Origin of the sequence: Streptomyces sp. AC1-42W (genome assembly GCF_003248355.1) — a bacterium.
GTDB lineage: Bacteria > Actinomycetota > Actinomycetes > Streptomycetales > Streptomycetaceae > Streptomyces.
Genome location: NZ_QKWY01000001.1, coordinates 407856 through 425256, shown reverse-complemented (window position 1 = coordinate 425256; position 17401 = coordinate 407856). Strand labels below are relative to the sequence as shown.

Annotated in this window: 15 protein-coding genes and 1 tRNA gene; 7 read left to right on the top strand and 9 right to left on the bottom strand. The window is 70.4% G+C overall.

Translation table 11 applies throughout. The annotated features are described in order from the left end of the window. Positions 1-31 precede the first annotated feature (31 nt). Complete coding sequence (locus DNK56_RS01955) at positions 32-1408, top strand: IS1380 family transposase (RefSeq protein ID WP_111329981.1); 1377 nt, start codon at positions 32-34, stop codon at positions 1406-1408. A gap of 347 nt (positions 1409-1755) precedes the next feature. Beyond that, the gene (locus DNK56_RS01950; RefSeq protein ID WP_111329980.1) at positions 1756-4014 is read left to right on the top strand and encodes a transglycosylase domain-containing protein; all 2259 of its coding nucleotides are present in this window, start codon (positions 1756-1758) and stop codon (positions 4012-4014) included. Positions 4015-4102: 88 nt separating this feature from the next. Here DNK56_RS01950 and DNK56_RS01945 read toward each other — a convergent pair whose 3' ends face one another. Continuing rightward, positions 4103-4567, bottom strand: a complete 465-nt coding sequence (locus DNK56_RS01945) for a GatB/YqeY domain-containing protein (protein WP_111329979.1) — start codon at positions 4565-4567, stop codon at positions 4103-4105. 79 nt (positions 4568-4646) lie between these two features. Here DNK56_RS01945 and DNK56_RS01940 point away from each other — a divergent pair, with 79 nt between their 5' ends. From DNK56_RS01940 to DNK56_RS01930, 3 genes are all read left to right on the top strand, one after another. Further along, a complete protein-coding gene (locus DNK56_RS01940; protein ID WP_111329978.1) occupies positions 4647-5588 on the top strand; it encodes a metallophosphoesterase in 942 nt (313 codons plus the stop codon). A 97-nt stretch (positions 5589-5685) separates the two neighbouring features. After that, a tRNA-Pro gene (locus DNK56_RS01935) sits at positions 5686-5759 on the top strand. A 388-nt stretch (positions 5760-6147) separates the two neighbouring features. Then, positions 6148-6954 (top strand): SGNH/GDSL hydrolase family protein, encoded by an 807-nt coding sequence (locus DNK56_RS01930; RefSeq protein WP_111329977.1) that lies wholly within the window; start codon positions 6148-6150, stop codon positions 6952-6954. Positions 6955-7020: 66 nt separating this feature from the next. Here the strand turns inward: DNK56_RS01930 and DNK56_RS01925 are convergent, their stop codons facing one another. Beyond that, positions 7021-7854 carry a class I SAM-dependent methyltransferase gene (locus DNK56_RS01925; RefSeq protein ID WP_111329976.1) on the bottom strand — a complete coding sequence of 278 codons (834 nt, stop codon included), beginning with the start codon at positions 7852-7854 and terminating at the stop codon, positions 7021-7023. 70 nt (positions 7855-7924) lie between these two features. On the opposite strand from DNK56_RS01925, the gene DNK56_RS01920 reads away from it, so the two are divergent. Both DNK56_RS01920 and DNK56_RS01915 read left to right on the top strand, forming a co-directional pair. Next, on the top strand, positions 7925-9808 hold the full coding sequence (locus DNK56_RS01920; protein WP_241989720.1) for a S9 family peptidase: 1884 nt from the start codon (positions 7925-7927) through the stop codon (positions 9806-9808). 95 nt (positions 9809-9903) lie between these two features. Beyond that, positions 9904-10743 carry an SURF1 family protein gene (locus DNK56_RS01915; RefSeq protein WP_111329974.1) on the top strand — a complete coding sequence of 280 codons (840 nt, stop codon included), beginning with the start codon at positions 9904-9906 and terminating at the stop codon, positions 10741-10743. A gap of 82 nt (positions 10744-10825) precedes the next feature. Here the strand turns inward: DNK56_RS01915 and DNK56_RS01910 are convergent, their stop codons facing one another. From DNK56_RS01910 to DNK56_RS01880, 7 genes are all read right to left on the bottom strand, one after another. Continuing rightward, positions 10826-11959 carry a hypothetical protein gene (locus DNK56_RS01910; RefSeq protein WP_111329973.1) on the bottom strand — a complete coding sequence of 378 codons (1134 nt, stop codon included), beginning with the start codon at positions 11957-11959 and terminating at the stop codon, positions 10826-10828. Further along, the gene (locus DNK56_RS01905) at positions 11956-12531 is read right to left on the bottom strand and encodes a SigE family RNA polymerase sigma factor (RefSeq protein WP_111329972.1); all 576 of its coding nucleotides are present in this window, start codon (positions 12529-12531) and stop codon (positions 11956-11958) included. The genes DNK56_RS01910 and DNK56_RS01905 overlap by 4 nt, the downstream gene beginning before the upstream one ends. 382 nt (positions 12532-12913) lie before the next feature. Beyond that, entirely contained in the window at positions 12914-13978 is a 1065-nt protein-coding gene (locus tag DNK56_RS01900; RefSeq protein ID WP_111329971.1) for an aspartate-semialdehyde dehydrogenase, read from the bottom strand. Beyond that, positions 13975-15246, bottom strand: a complete 1272-nt coding sequence (locus tag DNK56_RS01895) for an aspartate kinase (RefSeq protein ID WP_111329970.1) — start codon at positions 15244-15246, stop codon at positions 13975-13977. The genes DNK56_RS01900 and DNK56_RS01895 overlap by 4 nt, the downstream gene beginning before the upstream one ends. A gap of 239 nt (positions 15247-15485) precedes the next feature. Continuing rightward, entirely contained in the window at positions 15486-16145 is a 660-nt protein-coding gene (locus DNK56_RS01890) for a DUF5063 domain-containing protein (RefSeq protein ID WP_111329969.1), read from the bottom strand. A gap of 92 nt (positions 16146-16237) precedes the next feature. Beyond that, positions 16238-16837 (bottom strand): recombination mediator RecR, encoded by a 600-nt coding sequence (recR, locus tag DNK56_RS01885; RefSeq protein WP_018514171.1) that lies wholly within the window; start codon positions 16835-16837, stop codon positions 16238-16240. A 100-nt stretch (positions 16838-16937) separates the two neighbouring features. Next, on the bottom strand, positions 16938-17276 hold the full coding sequence (locus DNK56_RS01880) for a YbaB/EbfC family nucleoid-associated protein (protein ID WP_111335347.1): 339 nt from the start codon (positions 17274-17276) through the stop codon (positions 16938-16940). Positions 17277-17401 lie beyond the last annotated feature (125 nt).

The window sequence follows — 17401 nt, the reverse complement described above, 5'->3', positions numbered from 1 at the left end:
AGATCGTGCCGTGGAAAGAAGCACTTCTCAGGTGAAGAAGCGTATCGGGTCGTACCCGCGTATCCGCATCGAGGGCGGCGGCCGGGCGGTGGTCTCCCAGGCCGGGGGCGTGCTGCTGGTCGAGACGGTCCGCAAGGCCGGGCTGGACACCGCGATATCCGCGGCGCTGGCGCCGTGGCGGAAGGCTCGGGCGGTGCACGACCCGGGCAAGATCCTGCTGGACGTGGCCCTCGCGGTCGCGCTGGGCGGCGACTGCCTGGCCGATGCCGGGATGCTGCGGGCCGAGCCGGCCGTGTTCGGCCCGGTGGCCTCCGACCCGACCGTCTCCCGCCTCGTCGACACCCTGGCCGAGTCCGGCCCGAAGGCTCTGAACGCGATCCGGTCCGCGCGGGCCGAAGTACGCGAACGAATATGGAAGTTGGCGGGATCCTCGTCGCCGGACGCCTCCGGGCAGGTGATCGTCGACCTGGACGGGGTGCTGGTACTGGCCCACTCCGACAAGCAGGACGCGGCCGCGACCTGGAAGAAGACCTTCGGACATCACCCGCTGGTGGGCTTCGTCGACCACGGAAGCGGCGGCACCGGCGAGCCGGTGGCCGCGCTGCTGCGGCCCGGGAACGCGGGCAGCAACACCGCCGCCGACCACATCACCACGGCCCGACTCGCCCTGGCCCAACTGCCGAACAAGTACCGGCGCGGACGCCAGACGCTCATTCGTACCGACTCCGGCGGTGGCACCCACGAGTTCGTCGCCTGGCTCGCCCAGCGGGGCAGGTGGCTGTCGTACTCGGTCGGCATGACCATCACCGACGCCATCCACCAGGCCGTCCTCAAGATCCCGCCCGCCGCCTGGACAGTGGCCGTCGAACCGGAAGGTGAGATCCGTGACGGCGCCTGGGTCGCCGAACTCGACGGTGACGTCCTCAAGGGCTGGCCGCAGGGGATGCGGCTGATCGTCCGCAAGGAACGCCCGCACCCCGGCGCCCAGTTGCGCCTCACCGATGCCGACGGACTGCGGCTCACGGCGTTCGCGACCAACACCACCGGCGTTCCGATCGCCGCACTCGAACTCCGGCACCGCCAACGCGCGAGAGCCGAGGACCGCATCCGAAACGCCCGCGCCACCGGCCTGCGCAACCTGCCACTCCACGACGCCGCACAGAACCAGATCTGGCTGGAGATCGTCCAAATCGCCCTCGACCTGCTGGCCTGGATGCCCATGCTCGCCCTCACCGGGCAAACCCGCAGGTGGGAGCCCCGGCGGCTGAGGCTCCGACTGTTTTCCGCCGCCGCTCAGCTCGTCACCACCGCCCGCCGCCGACACCTGAGATTCGCAGGCCACTGGCCCTGGACCGACCTGATCACCGACGCCATCGCCCGACTCGAAGCTCTCCCGAACCCCGGCTGACCAGCACGTCCCCGCCCCTGCGAGCAGCACCACCCCGACCGGAGCCGTGGAACCCGGCGCCCACCCGACGCGACAGCCGGGCCATCAGCCTGCCCGCCACCCGCCCGAACAGCCGAAACGGCCCGCCGGAGGAACCGACGGACCGTCACGAAAGATCGAGGTTAGGCCAAGGCATATCCCTGTGTCCGGCGAATGGGAACGCAGCCGCCCCGCACCGCCATGCCACCAGGTCGGAGCCCACGACCGCGCGTGTACACGCCGGTCCGAATGTCACGGTCCGGTACGCGAACGCTCCGAGAAGCACCCGGTCCTACGGAACGCTCATATCTACGGATTAGGCTGCCCCCATGCCAAAGAAGCGCTCGGGCGGGGGTCTCACCAAGACCCAGCAGGCCGCCAAGTTCCTCGGTGTCGCCGCACTCTCGGGAGTCGTCCTCGCGGGTATCGCGCTGCCGGCCGCCGGAGCACTGGGTCTGGCCGCCAAGGGGACGGTCGACGGGTTCGACGAGATCCCGGCCAATCTGAAGACGCCACCGCTGAGTCAGCGCTCCAAGATCCTGGACAGCGAGGGCGGCCTCATCGCCACGGTGTACTCCCGTGACCGCACGGTGGTGCCGCTGACGAGCATCTCGCCGTACATGCAGAAGGCGATCATCGCGATCGAGGACGCCCGCTTCTACGAGCACGGCGCCGTCGACCTCAAGGGCATCCTGCGCGCGATGAACCGCAATGTGCAGGCGGGCGGGACCGCGGAGGGCGCCTCGACGCTCACCCAGCAGTACGTGAAGAACGTCTTCGTCGAGGAGGCGGGCAACGACCCGGACAAGGTCGCCCAGGCCACCCAGCAGACGCTCGGCCGCAAGATCCAGGAACTGAAGTACGCGATCCAGGTCGAGGAAGAGCTCGGCAAGAAGAAGATCCTGGAGAACTACCTCAACATCACGTTCTTCGGGCAGCAGGCGTACGGCGTCGAGGCCGCCTCCCAGCGCTACTTCTCCAAGTCGGCCAAGAACCTGAGCCTGGAGGAGGCCGCGCTGCTGGCCGGGATCGTGCAGTCCCCCAGCCGCTACGACCCCATCAACGACATAGAGGAAGCGACCAAGCGCCGCAACACCGTCCTCCAGCGGATGGCGGACACCGGGAAGATCTCGCGCGAAGAGGCGGAGAAGGCCCAGAAGAACCCGATCAAGCTCAAGGTCAAGCGCCCGCAGAACGGCTGCATCACCGCCGTCAACGGCGCCGGGTTCTTCTGCGACTACGTCCAGAAGATCGTCAAGAACGACCCGGCCTTCGGCAAGACCGAGAAGGAGCGCGCCAAGCTCTGGGCGACCGGCGGTCTGACCATCAAGACCACGCTGGACCCGCGCTCGCAGGCCGCCTCCAACGAGGCCGCCACCTCGCGCGTCAACTCCGACGACAAGGTCGCCGCCGCGGTCGTCCAGGTGCAGCCGGGCACCGGCCGCATACTGGCGATGGCCCAGTCGCGGCCGTACGGTCTGGACCCGTCCAAGCACCAGACCATGCTGAACCTCTCCGTCGACCACGCGATGGGCGGCAGTTACGCCGGCTTCCAGGTCGGCTCGACGTTCAAGCCGATCACCGCCGCCGCGGCGCTGGAGAAGGGCATCAGCCCGGCGCAGAGCTTCGACACGCCCTCCTCGATAACGCTGCCCGCCGACGCCTTCCGCACCTGCGAGGGCGCCCCCGCGGACAACAAGCCGTGGGACGTGGAGAACGAGACGGAGACCGAGAAGGGCATGTTCGACATGACCAGTGCGCTGGGCAAGTCGATCAACACCTACTTCGCCAAGCTGGAGGAGAAGACCGGCCTCTGCGAGACGCTGACCATGGCCAAGAAGGTCGGCTACACGCGCGGTGACAACAAGCCGCTGCTGCAGATTCCCACCACCACGCTCGGCAGCCAGGAGTCGACCCCGCTCGCCATGGCCGCGGTCTACGCGACCTTCGCCAACCGCGGCACGTACTGCTCGCCGGTCGCGCTCCTCTCCGTCAAGAAGGCGGACGGCTCGGCGATCGACGTACCCAAGTCGAAGTGCGACCGCGCGATGAGCGAGCACACGGCCGACACCCTCAACCAGATGCTCAAGGGCGTCGTCGAGGACGGAACCGGTACGCAGGCCGGTCTCAGCGACCGCGACAACGCGGGCAAGACCGGTACCACCGACGAGCGCAAGAACGTCTGGTTCGTCGGCTACACGCCGAACCTGTCCACGGCGGTGTGGGTCGGCAGCGACGGTGCCCGCCAGGAGTCGATGACCAACATCGTCATCGGCGGCCAGTACTACGACAAGGTCTGCGGTGGCTGTCTGCCAGGGCCGATCTGGAAGACGGCGATGACCGGCTCCCTCAGCCCCTCCGAGACCCCCTCCTTCAACGCGGTCGACGTGCCGCGCGCGAAGGAGAAGGAGAAGGAGGACAAGGACAAGAGGAACCGGGACCGCGACAAGCGGAAGCCGGGCGACAACAAGCCCGGTGACGACAACCCGTTCCCCGGCATCAGCATCCCGCCGGACATCCTCGGCGGAACCGGCAACGACAACGGCCACGGCCGCGGCCAGAACGACGGCGGCATGAACGGCCCGTGAGCCGAGACCGCTCACACACGAGGGCGGGGCGCCCCCGGATCACCGGGGGCGCCCCGCCCTCGTTCACGGCGTGGGAAGGGAGCCGGGTTCAGCCCGCAAGGAGCTTCTTCACCGCGGCGGCCACCCGGCCGCCGTCGGCGCGACCGGCCACCTTCGGGTTGACGATCTTCATGACGGCGCCCATCGCGCGCGGCCCCTCGGCCCCGGCGGCCTTCGCCTCGTCGACGGCGGAGGCCACGACCGCGTTCAGCTCGTCGTCGCTCAGCTGCTGCGGAAGGTAGGCGTCGAGGATCTCGCCCTCCTTCTTCTCCCGCTCGGCCTGCTCGGTCCGGCCGCCCTTGGCGAAGGCCTCGGCCGCCTCGCGGCGCTTCTTGGCCTCCTTGGCGATCACCTTCTGCACCTCGTCGTCGGAGAGCTCGCGGGCGGACTTGCCGCCCACCTCCTCCTTGGTGATCGCGGTGAGGGTCAGCCGGAGCGTGGACGAGGTCAGCTCGTCACGCGCCTTCATGGCCGTGGTGAGGTCTTCCTGCAGCTTGGACTTGAGCGTGGTCATGAGGAGATTGTGGCAGGTGCGGGCCGCCGGGCGCCCGCCTGTTTTCCCGCGGCCGGGCACCGTCTGCGACGATGGGCGCATGCGCGCACGCTACGGAGTACCCCTGAAAATCACGGCGGTCACCGCCGCGGCCGGCGCCGCCGGTCTCGTCTACGCGGCAGGCTTCGAGGTCCGCTCGTTCCGTCTGCGCAGGGTCACCGTTCCGGTGCTCCCGCAGGGGGCGCGCCCGCTGCGCGTCCTGCAGATCTCCGACGTGCACATGGTGAGCGGGCAGCGCAAGAAGCGCGCCTGGCTCCAGTCGCTGGCGGGCCTGCGGCCCGACTTCGTCGTCAACACCGGGGACAACCTCTCCGACCCCGAGGCCGTACCGGAGCTGCTGGACGCGCTCGGCCCGCTGATGGAGTTCCCGGGCGTGTACGTGTTCGGCTCCAACGACTACTACGGGCCGAAGCTGCGCAACCCGGTCCGCTACCTGTTCGAGAAGGCGTCGGGCCGGCATGGCCTCAACGGCAACGCCCCGGCGGTGGGCGTCGTCCACAACCCGTGGGAGCCGATGCGCGACGGCTTCGACGAGGCGGGCTGGCTCAACCTGTCCAACACGCGCGGCCGCCTCAAGCTGGACGGCCTGGAGCTGGCCTTCACCGGCCTGGACGACCCGCACATCAAGCGCGACCGGTACGCCGAGGTCGCCGGTGGCCCCGAGACGGACGCCGACCTCTCGATCGGCGTGGTCCACGCCCCGTACCTGCGCTCCCTCGACGCCTTCACGACGGACGGTTACCCTCTGGTCCTCGCCGGTCACACCCACGGCGGCCAGGTCTGCATCCCCTTCTACGGCGCCCTGGTCACCAACTGCGACCTGGACACGGACCGGGTCAAGGGCCTCTCCACGCACACCGCCGCCGGCAACCGCGCCTACCTCCACGTCTCGGCCGGCTGCGGCACCAGCCGCTACGCCCCGGTCCGCGTCGCCTGCCCCCCGGAGGCCACCCTCCTCACCCTGACCCCCCGCGACGCCTGACCTCCGGGCCACCCCGACCGATCACGACAAAAACCGGATTTCGTCTCCGGGCGCCAGTGGGCTAGAGTTATCGATGTCGCCGGGAAACCGCGACGATCGGGGTGTAGCGCAGCTTGGCAGCGCGCTTCGTTCGGGACGAAGAGGTCGTGGGTTCAAATCCCGCCACCCCGACAGTGAAGTACCAGGTCAGGGCCGGTCTCCTTTACGGGAGACCGGCCCTGCTTGCGTTCCGTAAGCGGTCCGGGTGTCAACCAGGTGTGATCTTGATTGGCATCCCAGCCCTGATATGACATGGCCCTGACACCGCCAGGTCGAGCCTCAGTCCAGGCGGGAGTCGATTCCGCTTCCCTGTGAAGCGATGAGCAGATCGTCGTAAAACCTTTTGTACAGGGGGAGTTGTGGGTTTATCTACGCGCGGAGCTACGGCTCCCGACCGATCATTCGGGCAATTCAGGCGGGTTCTCTCCGGGCTATTACCGACTGGTCCCGCGAGCTGCTACAACAGGTGACGCTCACTCAACCCCCCACCCACCCCCCACATTTCGGAGGGCTGACAGCCATGTCAGTACGGAGATTCTGGGCGTCCGCATCCACTCTGCTCCTCGCCGCCGCTGCCGCTCTGGGCTTCGTCCAGCCGGCTTCGGCGGCTTCCCCGGCCGCCGCCGGCGGATACGTCGCGCTGGGCGACTCGTATTCGTCCGGTGTCGGCGCGGGCAGCTATCTGTCCGACAGCGGTGACTGTCGGCGCAGCACCAAGGCCTACCCCTACCTCTGGGCCGCTGCGAACTCCCCGTCGTCGTTCGCCTTCGTCGCCTGTTCGGGCGCCACCACGAGCACCGTGGCCGGCGGCCAGCTCGGGGCGCTCAGCTCGTCCACCTCGCTGGTGAGCGTCACCGCGGGCGGCAACGACGTCGGGTTCGCCGACGTCATGCAGGACTGCGTGCTGTCCGGCGAGTCCGCGTGCATCTCGGCCGTCAACGCGGCCGTCGGGAAGATGAACAACACGCTGCCTTCCCGGCTGAGTTCGCTGTACTCCTCCATCCACTCCAAGGCCCCGCAGGCGCATGTCGTGGTGCTGGGCTACCCGCGCTTCTACAAGATCGGCGGCAGCTGCCTCGTCGGGCTCTCCGACCGGGCGCGCACGGCCATCAACAACGCATCGGACGTGCTGAACGGCGTGATCGCCAAGCAGGCGGCGAACTCCGGGTTCACCTTCTCCGGGGTCGCCGACGAGTTCACCGGGCACGAGCTGTGCTCCGGCGACCCGTGGCTGCACAGCGTCTCGATCCCCCTCTACAACTCGTACCACCCGAAGGCCGCAGGGCAGTCGGGCGGCTATCTGCCCGCTTTCCGCTCCGCGGCGTAGGCGGTACGAGCAGGAGGCTGCGGCGCGGCGGTGTCCCGGTTCTGCGGGGCGTCGCCGCGCCGTCCGTCATGCCGGGCGGGACGCCTTGATCGAGTACATCAAGGGGATGCGCGGACGGTCCGGCGGAAAGCGGAAGAAGTCGTCCGTGCCACGTTTCAGGACGGGGAAACGCGCGAAGAGCGAGACGTCGTGCTCGTGAAGGAACTCGATCCGCAGGCCGGAGGCGGCCAGCGCCGACACCACACTGCCCACCGGGTGCTGCCACTCGACGCTGCGGTTGTGGACGGTCGGGGCGTCGAAGTCCGCGTACGTACCCGGCGTCTCGTCCACCCATGCCTCACGGCTGAAGTAGTCGTGCACGATCCGCGAGCCCGACTCGTCGTCGAGGCAGTCCGTGAGCGGATGGAACTCAGCGAGGTACAGGAAACCGCCCGGCGCCACCAGCGACGCGGCCGTCTCCGCCCAGCGGTCGATGTCCGGCAGCCAGTTCAGCGCGCCGACGCCCGTGTACACGATGTCGTACGAGGAGTCCGGCACGGCCTGGGCCGCGTCGTACACGTCGGCGGCGACGAAGGCCGCCCGGTCGGGGCCCAGTCCCATGTCCAGGGCGAGGGCGCGCGCGGTCTCGACGGCCGGTTCGGAGAAGTCGAGGCCGACGACCTGGGCGGCGCCGTGCCGCGCCCAGGAGATCGTGTCGAGACCGATGTGGCACTGCAGATGCAGCAGCGTCCGGCCGGTCACGTCACCGACCTCGGTCACCTCGAAGGGCCTCAGCGCGTCCTTGCCCTCACGGAAGGAGCCGAGGTCGTAGAAGTCACTGCCTGCGTGGATGGGCACACGCTCATCCCACATCCTGCGGTTGGCCTCGCGCCAGTCGGGCGGTATCGGAGGAGTGGACATGTCCGCGAGGTTATCCACAGGCTGCGGACGAAGCGAACGGATTGTCGGCGGTTCTGCGCAGAATGGGGTCATGACTGAGGCCAGTGGTTCGCCGACGACCGCATCATCCGTACCCCTGTGGGAGCAGCGTTTCCGCGCTCCCCGTGTCTCGCTGCCCGACTGGGCCGAGGACGCGCCGGACCGCGCGTTGTTCGTGTCCAACGCGACGGGGACCTACGAGCTGTACACCTGGGACCGGGCGACCGGCGAGCAGCGCCAGGTGACCGACCGCCCCAATGGGACGACGGACGGCGTGCTGACGCCGGACGGCGAGTCCGTGTGGTGGTTCGACGACACGGACGGGGACGAGTTCGGGGTGTGGATACGGCGGCCGTTCCGCGGCGGGGCGGACGCGGAGACCGCACCGGCCGCCCCCGGCCTCGAACCGTCCTACCCGGCCGGGCTGGCGATCGGCCGGGACGGTACGGCGGTCATCGGCCGGTCGACGGACGAGGACGGCACCACGGTCCACGTCGTACGGCCAGGTGAGGCCCCGGTCGAGATCTACCGGCACCGTGAGTCGGCCGGGGTCGGGGACCTGAGCCGCGACGGCACGCTGATCGCGCTGGAGCACACCGAGCACGGGGACGCGATGCACTCCGCCCTGCGCGTGGTCCGGCCGGACGGGACGACGGTCGCGGAGCTGGACGACACCGAGGGCGGTACCAAGGAGCTGGGGCTCGCGGTCCTCGGATTCGCCCCGGCCGCCGGTGACCCCCGGCTGCTGGTCGGGCACCAGAGGCGCGGCCGCTGGGAGCCGATGATCTGGGACCCGGTGGCGGGCACGGAGACGGATCTGGCCATCGACCTGCCGGGCGATGTGGGCGCCGAGTGGTATCCGGACGGCTCCGCGCTGCTCATCGAGCACGGCTTCGAGGCCCGCAGCGAGCTGTGGCGGTACGAGCCCGTCGCGGCCGACGGCCGGCTGGTGCGGGTGGAGGCGCCCATCGGTACGGTCTCGGGCGCCACGGCCCGGCCGGACGGGACGGTGGAGTACCTGTGGTCGTCGGCGGCCGAGCCGCCCGTCGTCCGCTCCACGACGGGTGCGGTGGTGCTGGACCCGCCGGGGGCCAAGGCGCCGGGGTCGGTGCCGGTCGAGGACGTCTGGGTGGACGGGCCCGGCGGCCGGATTCACGCACTCGTGCAGCGCCCGGCGGCCCCCGCCGAGGGGCCGTTCCCCACGGTCTTCGAGATCCACGGCGGCCCCACCTGGCACGACAGCGACGCGTTCGCGGCCGGTCCCGCCGCCTGGGTGGACCACGGCTACGCGGTCGTACGGGTCAACTACCGCGGCTCGACCGGGTACGGGCGGGCCTGGAAGGACGCGTTGAAGCACCGGGTCGGGCTCATCGAGCTGGAGGACATCGCGGCGGTCCGGGAGTGGGCCGTGAAGTCCGGTCTCGCGGACCCGGCCAAGCTGGTCCTGGCCGGCGGCTCCTGGGGCGGCTACCTCACCCTGCTCGGCCTCGGTACGCAGCCCGGCGACTGGGCCCTCGGCCTGGCCGCCGTCCCCGTCGCGGACTACGTCACGGCGTACCACGACGAGATGGAGGGCCTGAAGGCGATGGACCGCACCCTGCTGGGCGGGACGCCCGAGGAGGTGCCCGAGCGGTTCGAGGCGTCGTCGCCCCTGACGTACGTCGACGCCGTGCGGGCGCCCGTCTACATCTCGGCCGGCGTCAACGACCCGCGCTGCCCGATCCGCCAGGTCGAGAACTACGTGGACCGGCTCAAGGACCGCGGCGCCGTGCACGAGGTCTACCGGTACGACGCGGGCCACGGCTCGCTCGTCGTGGAGGAGCGGATCAAGCAGGTCCGGCTGGAGCTCGAATTCGCCCGGCGCCACCTCGCGGGGGCCTCCCCCGCCGGGTCCGGTGACCCGAGCGGCGAGGAGGCGCCGGCCGGCGGGGCGTAGGGGTGCCGGTCCGCAGGGCGTAGGGGGCGGATAAAGGCGGGCTTTCCGGGTGCCCCCGCTCCGGCCGGCCGGAGCGGAGACCGTACCGTGGAGGGGTGTACCGGTTCCTGCTGACCCCGCGATGGTGGGGGATCAACCTCTTCGTCGTGCTGGCCATCCCGTTCTGCGTGTTCATGGGCACCTGGCAGCTCGGCCGCTTCGAGGACCGCGTGCAGACGCACGAGGCCGCGCAGGAGCAGCCGGAGCCGGGCAGCCGGACGGCCGAGCCGCTCGACGAGCTGCTGCCCGTGACCACGGAGACCTCCGGGCGGCCGGCCACCGCCACCGGCCGGTACGCGGACCGCTTCCTGGTGCCCGGCCGCGAACTGGACGACCGCGAGGGCTTCTACGTCCTGGACATGCTGCGGACCGACAGCGGCAAGGCCCTTCCGGTGGTGCGCGGCTGGCTGCCCGGAGACCCCGGCCGGACCCGTGTGCCGCCCGCGCCGGCCGGTGAGGTCACGGTGACCGGCGACCTCCAGGCATCGGAGAACGCCGGCAGCTCGGGGGTCGGCGCGACGGGCGGGCTGCCGGACGGTCAGGTGGGCATGATCAGCGCCGCGTCGCTGGTCAACCTCGTGCCGTACGACGTGTACGACGCGTGGGTGACGCTCCCGAAGAGCGACGCGGGCGCCTCGGGCACGGCCGCAGGCTCCGGGGCGGGCGACGGCTCCCGGTCCGGCGCGACCGCGCTGCGCCCGGTGCCGGCCTCCGCGCCGGAGGGTGGCGGGCTCGACCTCAAGGCGTTCCAGAACCTGGGCTACACGGGTGAGTGGTTCGTCTTCGCGGCGTTCGTGGTCTTCATGTGGTTCCGGCTGGTCCGGCGCGAGGCCGAGGCGGCCAGGGACGTGAAGCTGGGCCTGGTCCCCGACACGGAGGCCCCTTCCGGGGCGTGAGCGGGGCCGGCCCTCGCCGGGGCCGCCGGCGGGCGCACCGGGCCCGTTCCACCCGCCGCCCCGCCCGGTTGCCGCCCCCGTCCTACGACGAAGGTTCCAGGACCCCTGTGCGGTAGATCGTGCCCGCGCACGCGTTGTCGATCTTCGTCGTCGCGATCGGGGCCCCCGGTTCCGGGGTGTGCCGCACGGAGATGCTGCCCTGCGCGGTGCCCACGCCGTCCGCGGCGCCGAACTGGGGCTCCGTACCCGTCTCGCTCTCGCCCGTGCCGCCGCCGGTGACCGCGGCCCCGGTGGAGCCGCCGTTGCCGGCGCCCGCCGCCCCGTCCGTCGGCGTCGGGGAGGGCGTGGTCCCCGTGGACGGACAGGTGTCCTTGGGCACCCACGCGAACTGCACCTCGTAGACCATGTCCGGCTTCAGCAGCATCATGGCCTCCTCCGTCGCGGGGTCGGGAAGACCGGACGCGGGATCGCCCTCGGTGTGCCGGACGACCTGGATACGGGTCGGGTCGGCGGCGCCCATGGCCTCAAAGCCCACGGTGCCCCCGCTGCTCACCGCGCACTCCTCGCTGGACACGTTGGCGATGCGGAAGGACCCGTACACCGTGCCGTCGGCACCCGCGGCGCCGGTACCGGCCGACTTCACGCCGAGCTGCCCCGGATCGCAGGCGGGCATGGTGCCCTGTGCGCTGGCGGCCGGGTCGGCGGAGGCGCCTGCCGTGTCCCCGTCCTGGCCCCGGACACTGCTGTCGGTCGGGCTCGCGGTGTTCTGCGGAACGCCCTGCCCGCCGTTCGGGTGGCCTTCGCCGGGCTCGCCACCGCCGCCGTTGCCGGAGTCGGTGCCGGGCTCGTCCCCGTTCCCGCCCTGCGCCTGTTCGCCGTGGCCGACGATGGCGGGGCTCGCGGTGCTCGAACCCTTCGAGTTGGCGACATGCACGAACGCGGGGATCGCGGTGCCGATCAGCAGCGCGGCGGCGGCCGCACCCACCAGGGCCTGCCGTCGCCGGGCCCGCCGGGCGGGCACGGCGCGATGCAGCCGGTCGAGGCTGTCCTCGCTCGGCTCCAGGCCCCGCACGGCGCCGCGCATCATGCCGCGCAGCGCCTCCTCGTCGATGCCGCCCCCGCCGAACAGGTCGGCCGGGGCCGTGAAGCCCACCGTGTCGCCGTCCCCGGCAGGACGTGCGCCCGGTTCCTCGTGGTGGCCGTCGCGCCGGCTCATACCTGCGCCTCCATCACCACGCGCAGGGCCGCGATGCCCCGCGAGCCGTACGCCTTCACCGAACCCAGGGATATCCCCAGCGTCTCGGCGACCTGAGCCTCGGTCATGTCCGCGAAGTAGCGCAGGACCAGCACCTCGCGCTGGCGCCGCTGGAGGCCCCGCATCGCCTTGATCAGGGCGTCCCGCTCCAGCTGGTCGTACGCACCCTCCTCGGCGCTCGCCATGTCCGGCATCGGCTTCGAGAGCAGCTTCAGCCCGAGGATGCGGCGGCGGAGCGCGGAACGCGAGAGGTTGACGACGGTCTGGCGCAGATACGCGAGGGTCTTCTCGGGCTCGCGGACCCGGCTGCGCGCCGAGTGCACGCGGATGAACGCCTCCTGCACGACGTCCTCGCAGGACGCCGTGTCGTCCAGCAGCAGGGCCGCGAGGCCGAGCAGCGAACGGTAGTGGGCGCGGTAGGTTTCGGTGAGATGGTCGACGGTGGTGCCGGTTGCCACGCTCTCCTCAGCGCCCTCGCGCTGCGACGGCAGCCCCGTCTGACGCGTGGCGGGCATGGGCGCGATCACGGGCATGCCACCGGCTGCGCGGGCTCGTCGGCGCGGTCGCACCGAAGTGCCGCGCAAGGGGCCCACCACTGTGATATCGAGAACCTCTGCCACGCCAGTTGGACACGCTTCCCCCCGCCAGGGTTGTACGCATTCGGCACCGCGTTTGAAGCCCTGCGATACGCCTTCATACGAACCCGCTCTTCCCAGATGCCCCGCACATGCGCCCCGCCGCGCAAGAAGTGACCGCTTAGACGCCCGGCGTCCGACCAGCGGTTGCAACGAACCGAAAGGTCATCGTCTGTCACGGCGACTGCCCAGCTCAAGAGGTTCAGACCAGCGAGTTGCTCACAGATCGTTCACAGAAAGTGCGAAACGGGTTCGATCCGGACCTCATGATCACGACTGGTCAGGAGCGGGGGAGCTCGGCGGCCACCGACTCCGCGATCTGGGCCACGTTGAGCGCCGCGCCCTTGCGCAGGTTGTCGCCGCAGACGAACAGTTCCAGCGCGCGGGGGTCGTCCAGCGAGCGCCGTACCCGGCCGACCCAGGTCGGGTCGGTGCCGACCACGTCGGAAGGGGTCGGGAAGTCGCCGGCGCCGGGGCTGTCGTACAGCACCACGCCGGGGGCCGTCGCCAGGATCTCGTGGGCCCGGTCGACCGCGACCTCGTTCTCGAAGCGCGCGTGCACGGACATGGAGTGCGTGGCGACGACGGGGACATACACGCAGGTCGCCGACACCCGCAGGGCCGGCAGGTCGAGGATCTTGCGGCACTCGTCGCGGATGGACAGCTCCTCCGAGGACCAGCCGTCCCCCGCGTCCGTCCCGGCCCACGGGACGACGTTGAGCGCGACGGGCGCGGCGAACGGGCCGCCGTGCGTGTCGCCCACGACGCGGCGTACGTCGCCCGGCTTCGTACCGAGTTCGGTACCGGCCACCATCGACAGCTGTTCGCGCAGTACGGCGACGCCGTCGCGTCCGGCGCCGCTGACGGCCTGGTAGGAGGAGACGACCAGTTCCCGCAGGCCGAACTCGGCGTGCAGGGCGCCGACGGCGACGATCAGCGCCAGCGTGGTGCAGTTGGGGTTCGCGACGATGCCGCGCGGCCGCATCCGTACGGCATGCGGGTTGATCTCGGGCACGACGAGCGGAACGTCGCCGTCCATCCGGAAGGCGGCGGAGTCGTCGATGACGACGGCGCCCTTGGACGCGGCGAGCGGCGCCCAGCGTGCGGAGACCTCGGCGGGCACCAGGAAGAGCGCCACGTCGATGCCCTCGAAGACCTCTTCGGTGAGTTCGAGGACCTCGCTCTCCTCACCGCGTACGACCAGTTTGCGGCCGGCCGAACGCGGTGAGGCGACGAGTCTGACCTCGCCCCAGACGTCCGCGTGCTGCGAGAGGATCTGGAGCATGACGCCACCGATCGCCCCGGTCGCGCCGACGACCGCGAGCGAAGGGCGGCGTCCGGTCATCGGCCGGTGCCCCCGTAGACGACTGCCTCGTCGGAGTCGCTGTCGAGGCCGAAGGCGGTGTGCACGGCGCGCACGGCCTCGTTGACGTCGTCGGCGCGGGTGACCACCGAGATGCGGATCTCGGACGTCGAGATCAGCTCGATGTTCACACCGGCGTCGGACAGCGCCTCGAAGAAGCCCGCGGTCACACCGGGGTTGGTCTTCATGCCGGCGCCGACCAGGGAGATCTTGGCGATCTGGTCGTCGTAGCGCAGCGACTCGAAGCCGATGACTCCGCGGTTGCGCTCCAGGGCGTCGATGGCCTTGCGGCCCTCGGCCTTCGGCAGCGTGAACGAGATGTCGGTCAGGCCGGTCGAGGCGGCGGAGACGTTCTGCACCACCATGTCGATGTTGACCTCGGCGTTCGCGATCGTGCGGAAGATCGCGGCGGCCTCGCCCGGCTTGTCGGGCACGCCGACGACGGTGATCTTGGCCTCGGAGACGTCATGGGCGACTCCGGAGATGATCGCGTGCTCCACCTTCTGGTCCCCTTGCGGCTCGTTGCTGACCCAGGTCCCGCGCAGTCCGGAGAAGGACGAGCGGACGTGGATCGGAATGTTGTAACGGCGTGCGTACTCGACGCAGCGGTGCAGCAGCACCTTGGAGCCGGACGCGGCCAGCTCCAGCATGTCCTCGAAGGAGATCCAGTCGATCTTGCGGGCCTTCGTGACGACCCGCGGGTCGGCGGTGAACACGCCGTCCACGTCGGTGTAGATCTCGCAGACGTCGGCTTCCAGCGCCGCCGCGAGGGCGACGGCGGTGGTGTCGGACCCGCCGCGGCCGAGGGTGGTGATGTCCTTCTTGTCCTGGGACACACCCTGGAACCCCGCGACGATCGCGATGTTCCCCTCGTCCAGCGCCGTGCGGATACGGCCCGGCGTCACATCGATGATGCGCGCTTTGTTGTGGACCGAGTCGGTGATCACGCCTGCCTGGCTGCCGGTGAACGACTGGGCGTCGTGGCCCAGGTTCCTGATCGCCATGGCCAGCAGCGCCATGGAGATCCGCTCTCCCGCGGTCAGCAGCATGTCGAACTCACGCCCGGCCGGTATCGGGGATACCTGCTCGGCGAGATCGATCAGCTCGTCCGTCGTGTCGCCCATCGCTGACACCACGACAACCACCTGGTTGCCGCTCTTCTTGGCATCGACGATTCGCTTGGCGACACGCTTGATGCCCTCGGCATCGGCTACGGAGGAGCCTCCGTACTTCTGCACGACAAGGCCCACGTGCGCTCCTCGCTCAGTCCATTACTGCGGTCGGCTCAGTTTAACGAGCAGCCCGGAATCGCCCCGCTGATACCACATGGTGAGATGTCCCGCTCACCACTTGATCGTCGGCGTGTCGCTCCGAACCGCTCGTACCGCCCTGCTGCCCACCGAACCCGTACGCATTCCCCTTTGTGGCCCAGGCCACACACGGTCGGTCGGTGGAGCACCGGCCCCCGGAGGCCGGCCGGGGCCTCCCGCTACTTCACCGGCCGCAGGCCCAGCGGGCCCGCGATCTCCTCGACCATGACGCGGCCCGCCTCCTCGGCCAGGTCCTCGTCGCCGGCGTCCTGGTCGGTGTCCAGGCCGTCCAGCTCCTGGAGGGGCTGGTTGAGGCGGATGTGGGCGATCAGGGACTGAAGGGCGCGCAGGGTGGCCGACGCGGTGGAGCCCCAGTTGGAGAAGTAGGAGAACTGCCACCACCACAGGGCCTCCGTGGTGCGGTCCTCCTCGTAATGAGCCAGGCCGTGGCGCAGATCGGTGACGAGGTCGGCCAGGTCGTCGGAGATACGGGCCGCGACGGGGGCCTTGCGCGGCTCGTACGGGTCGAAGACCTCGGAGTAGACGTCGATCGGCTCCAGGAGGGCCGCGAAGCGCTCCCGCAGGCCGTCCGCGTCGGGCTCGGCGCCGAGATCCGGCTCGTAGCGCTCGTCGGGGAGGATGTCCTCGTACGCGCCGAGCCGGCCGCCGGCCAGCAGGAGCTGGGAGACCTGGAGGAGCAGCACCGGAACGGCCTCTTCCGGCTCCTCGACCCTGGACACCTCGGTGACCGCGACGATGAACGTCTTGATCTGGTCGGCGATCTGGACCGCGAAGTCGCCGGGGTCCTGGGTGACGGTGTTCAACGTGGCGTCAGACATCGAGGAGACCTCCCGTGTGCACGGTCGGAGACGGTGGGTAGACGATAACCGCGCGGAACATAAAGCCCTTGTGAGCCGCGGTGGCGGGCGCCTCAGACATCGAGCAGCCGCCTCCCCTCGAAGGCGCGGCCGAGGGTGACCTCGTCCGCGTACTCCAGGTCGCCGCCCACCGGCAGGCCGCTCGCCAGCCGGGTGACGCGCAGGCCCATCGGCTTGACCATCCGCGCCAGGTACGTCGCGGTGGCCTCGCCCTCCAGATTGGGGTCGGTCGCCAGGATCAGCTCGGTGATGGAGCCGTCCGCGAGGCGGGCCAGCAGCTCGCGGATGCGCAGATCGTCCGGCCCGACGCCCTCGATGGGGCTGATCGCCCCGCCCAGCACGTGGTAGCGGCCCCGGAACTCACGGGTCCGCTCGATCGCGACGACGTCCTTGGGCTCCTCGACCACGCAGATGACCGAACGGTCGCGCCGCTGGTCGCGGCAGATGCCGCACTCCTCCTGCTGGGCCACATTGCCGCAGACCGCGCAGAAGCGGACCTTGTCCTTGACCTCCAGGAGGGCATGGGCGAGGCGCCGCACGTCCGTGGGCTCCGCCTGGAGGACGTGGAAGGCGATCCGCTGCGCGCTCTTGGGACCGACGCCGGGCAGCCTGCCCAGTTCGTCGATGAGGTCCTGAACCACGCCTTCGTACAACGGAACGCCTTCCTGACTGAGTCGGCTGAGTCGTGGTACGTACCGTAGGGGCTACGTACGCTCTTGGGTATGCGGTCGGCGGCCTCGGGTGTACGGCCGGTCAGAACGGCAGGCCGGGCACGCCGCCGCCCAGGCCCTGGGTCAACGGCCCGAGCTTCTGCTGCTGGAGCTGCTGGGCGTTCTCGTTGGCCGCCTGGACCGCCGCGACGACGAGGTCCGCGAGGGTCTCGGTGTCCTCCGGGTCCACCGCCTTCGGGTCGATCACGAGGCCGCGCAGCTCACCCGAGCCGTTGACCGTCGCCTTGACCAGGCCGCCGCCCGCCTGACCGTCCACCTCGGTCCTGGCGAGTTCCTCCTGCGCCCGCGCCAGCTCCTGCTGCATCTTCTGGGCCTGCTGCAGCAGCTGCTGCATATTGGGCTGACCACCACCGGGAATCACGGTCACTCCAGGCATTTCGACGACAAATGTTTCGGTACGCCGAGCCTACGTGGTCACCGGGCGGTACGCCCCACCCGCCGGGACGCAACTCTTTCGAGTGAGATCCGGGAAGTGGTGCCGGGACT

Coding starts and splice junctions, on each gene's coding strand:
- DNK56_RS01950 (WP_111329980.1), top strand. CDS start 1,756: ATGCCAAAGAAGCGCTCGGGCGGGGGTCTCACCAAGACCCAGCAGGCC.
- DNK56_RS01945 (WP_111329979.1), bottom strand. CDS start 4,567: ATGACCACGCTCAAGTCCAAGCTGCAGGAAGACCTCACCACGGCCATG.
- DNK56_RS01940 (WP_111329978.1), top strand. CDS start 4,647: ATGCGCGCACGCTACGGAGTACCCCTGAAAATCACGGCGGTCACCGCC.
- DNK56_RS01930 (WP_111329977.1), top strand. CDS start 6,148: ATGTCAGTACGGAGATTCTGGGCGTCCGCATCCACTCTGCTCCTCGCC.
- DNK56_RS01925 (WP_111329976.1), bottom strand. CDS start 7,854: ATGTCCACTCCTCCGATACCGCCCGACTGGCGCGAGGCCAACCGCAGG.
- DNK56_RS01920 (WP_241989720.1), top strand. CDS start 7,925: ATGACTGAGGCCAGTGGTTCGCCGACGACCGCATCATCCGTACCCCTG.
- DNK56_RS01910 (WP_111329973.1), bottom strand. CDS start 11,959: ATGAGCCGGCGCGACGGCCACCACGAGGAACCGGGCGCACGTCCTGCC.
- DNK56_RS01905 (WP_111329972.1), bottom strand. CDS start 12,531: ATGCCCGTGATCGCGCCCATGCCCGCCACGCGTCAGACGGGGCTGCCG.
- DNK56_RS01900 (WP_111329971.1), bottom strand. CDS start 13,978: ATGACCGGACGCCGCCCTTCGCTCGCGGTCGTCGGCGCGACCGGGGCG.
- DNK56_RS01890 (WP_111329969.1), bottom strand. CDS start 16,145: ATGTCTGACGCCACGTTGAACACCGTCACCCAGGACCCCGGCGACTTC.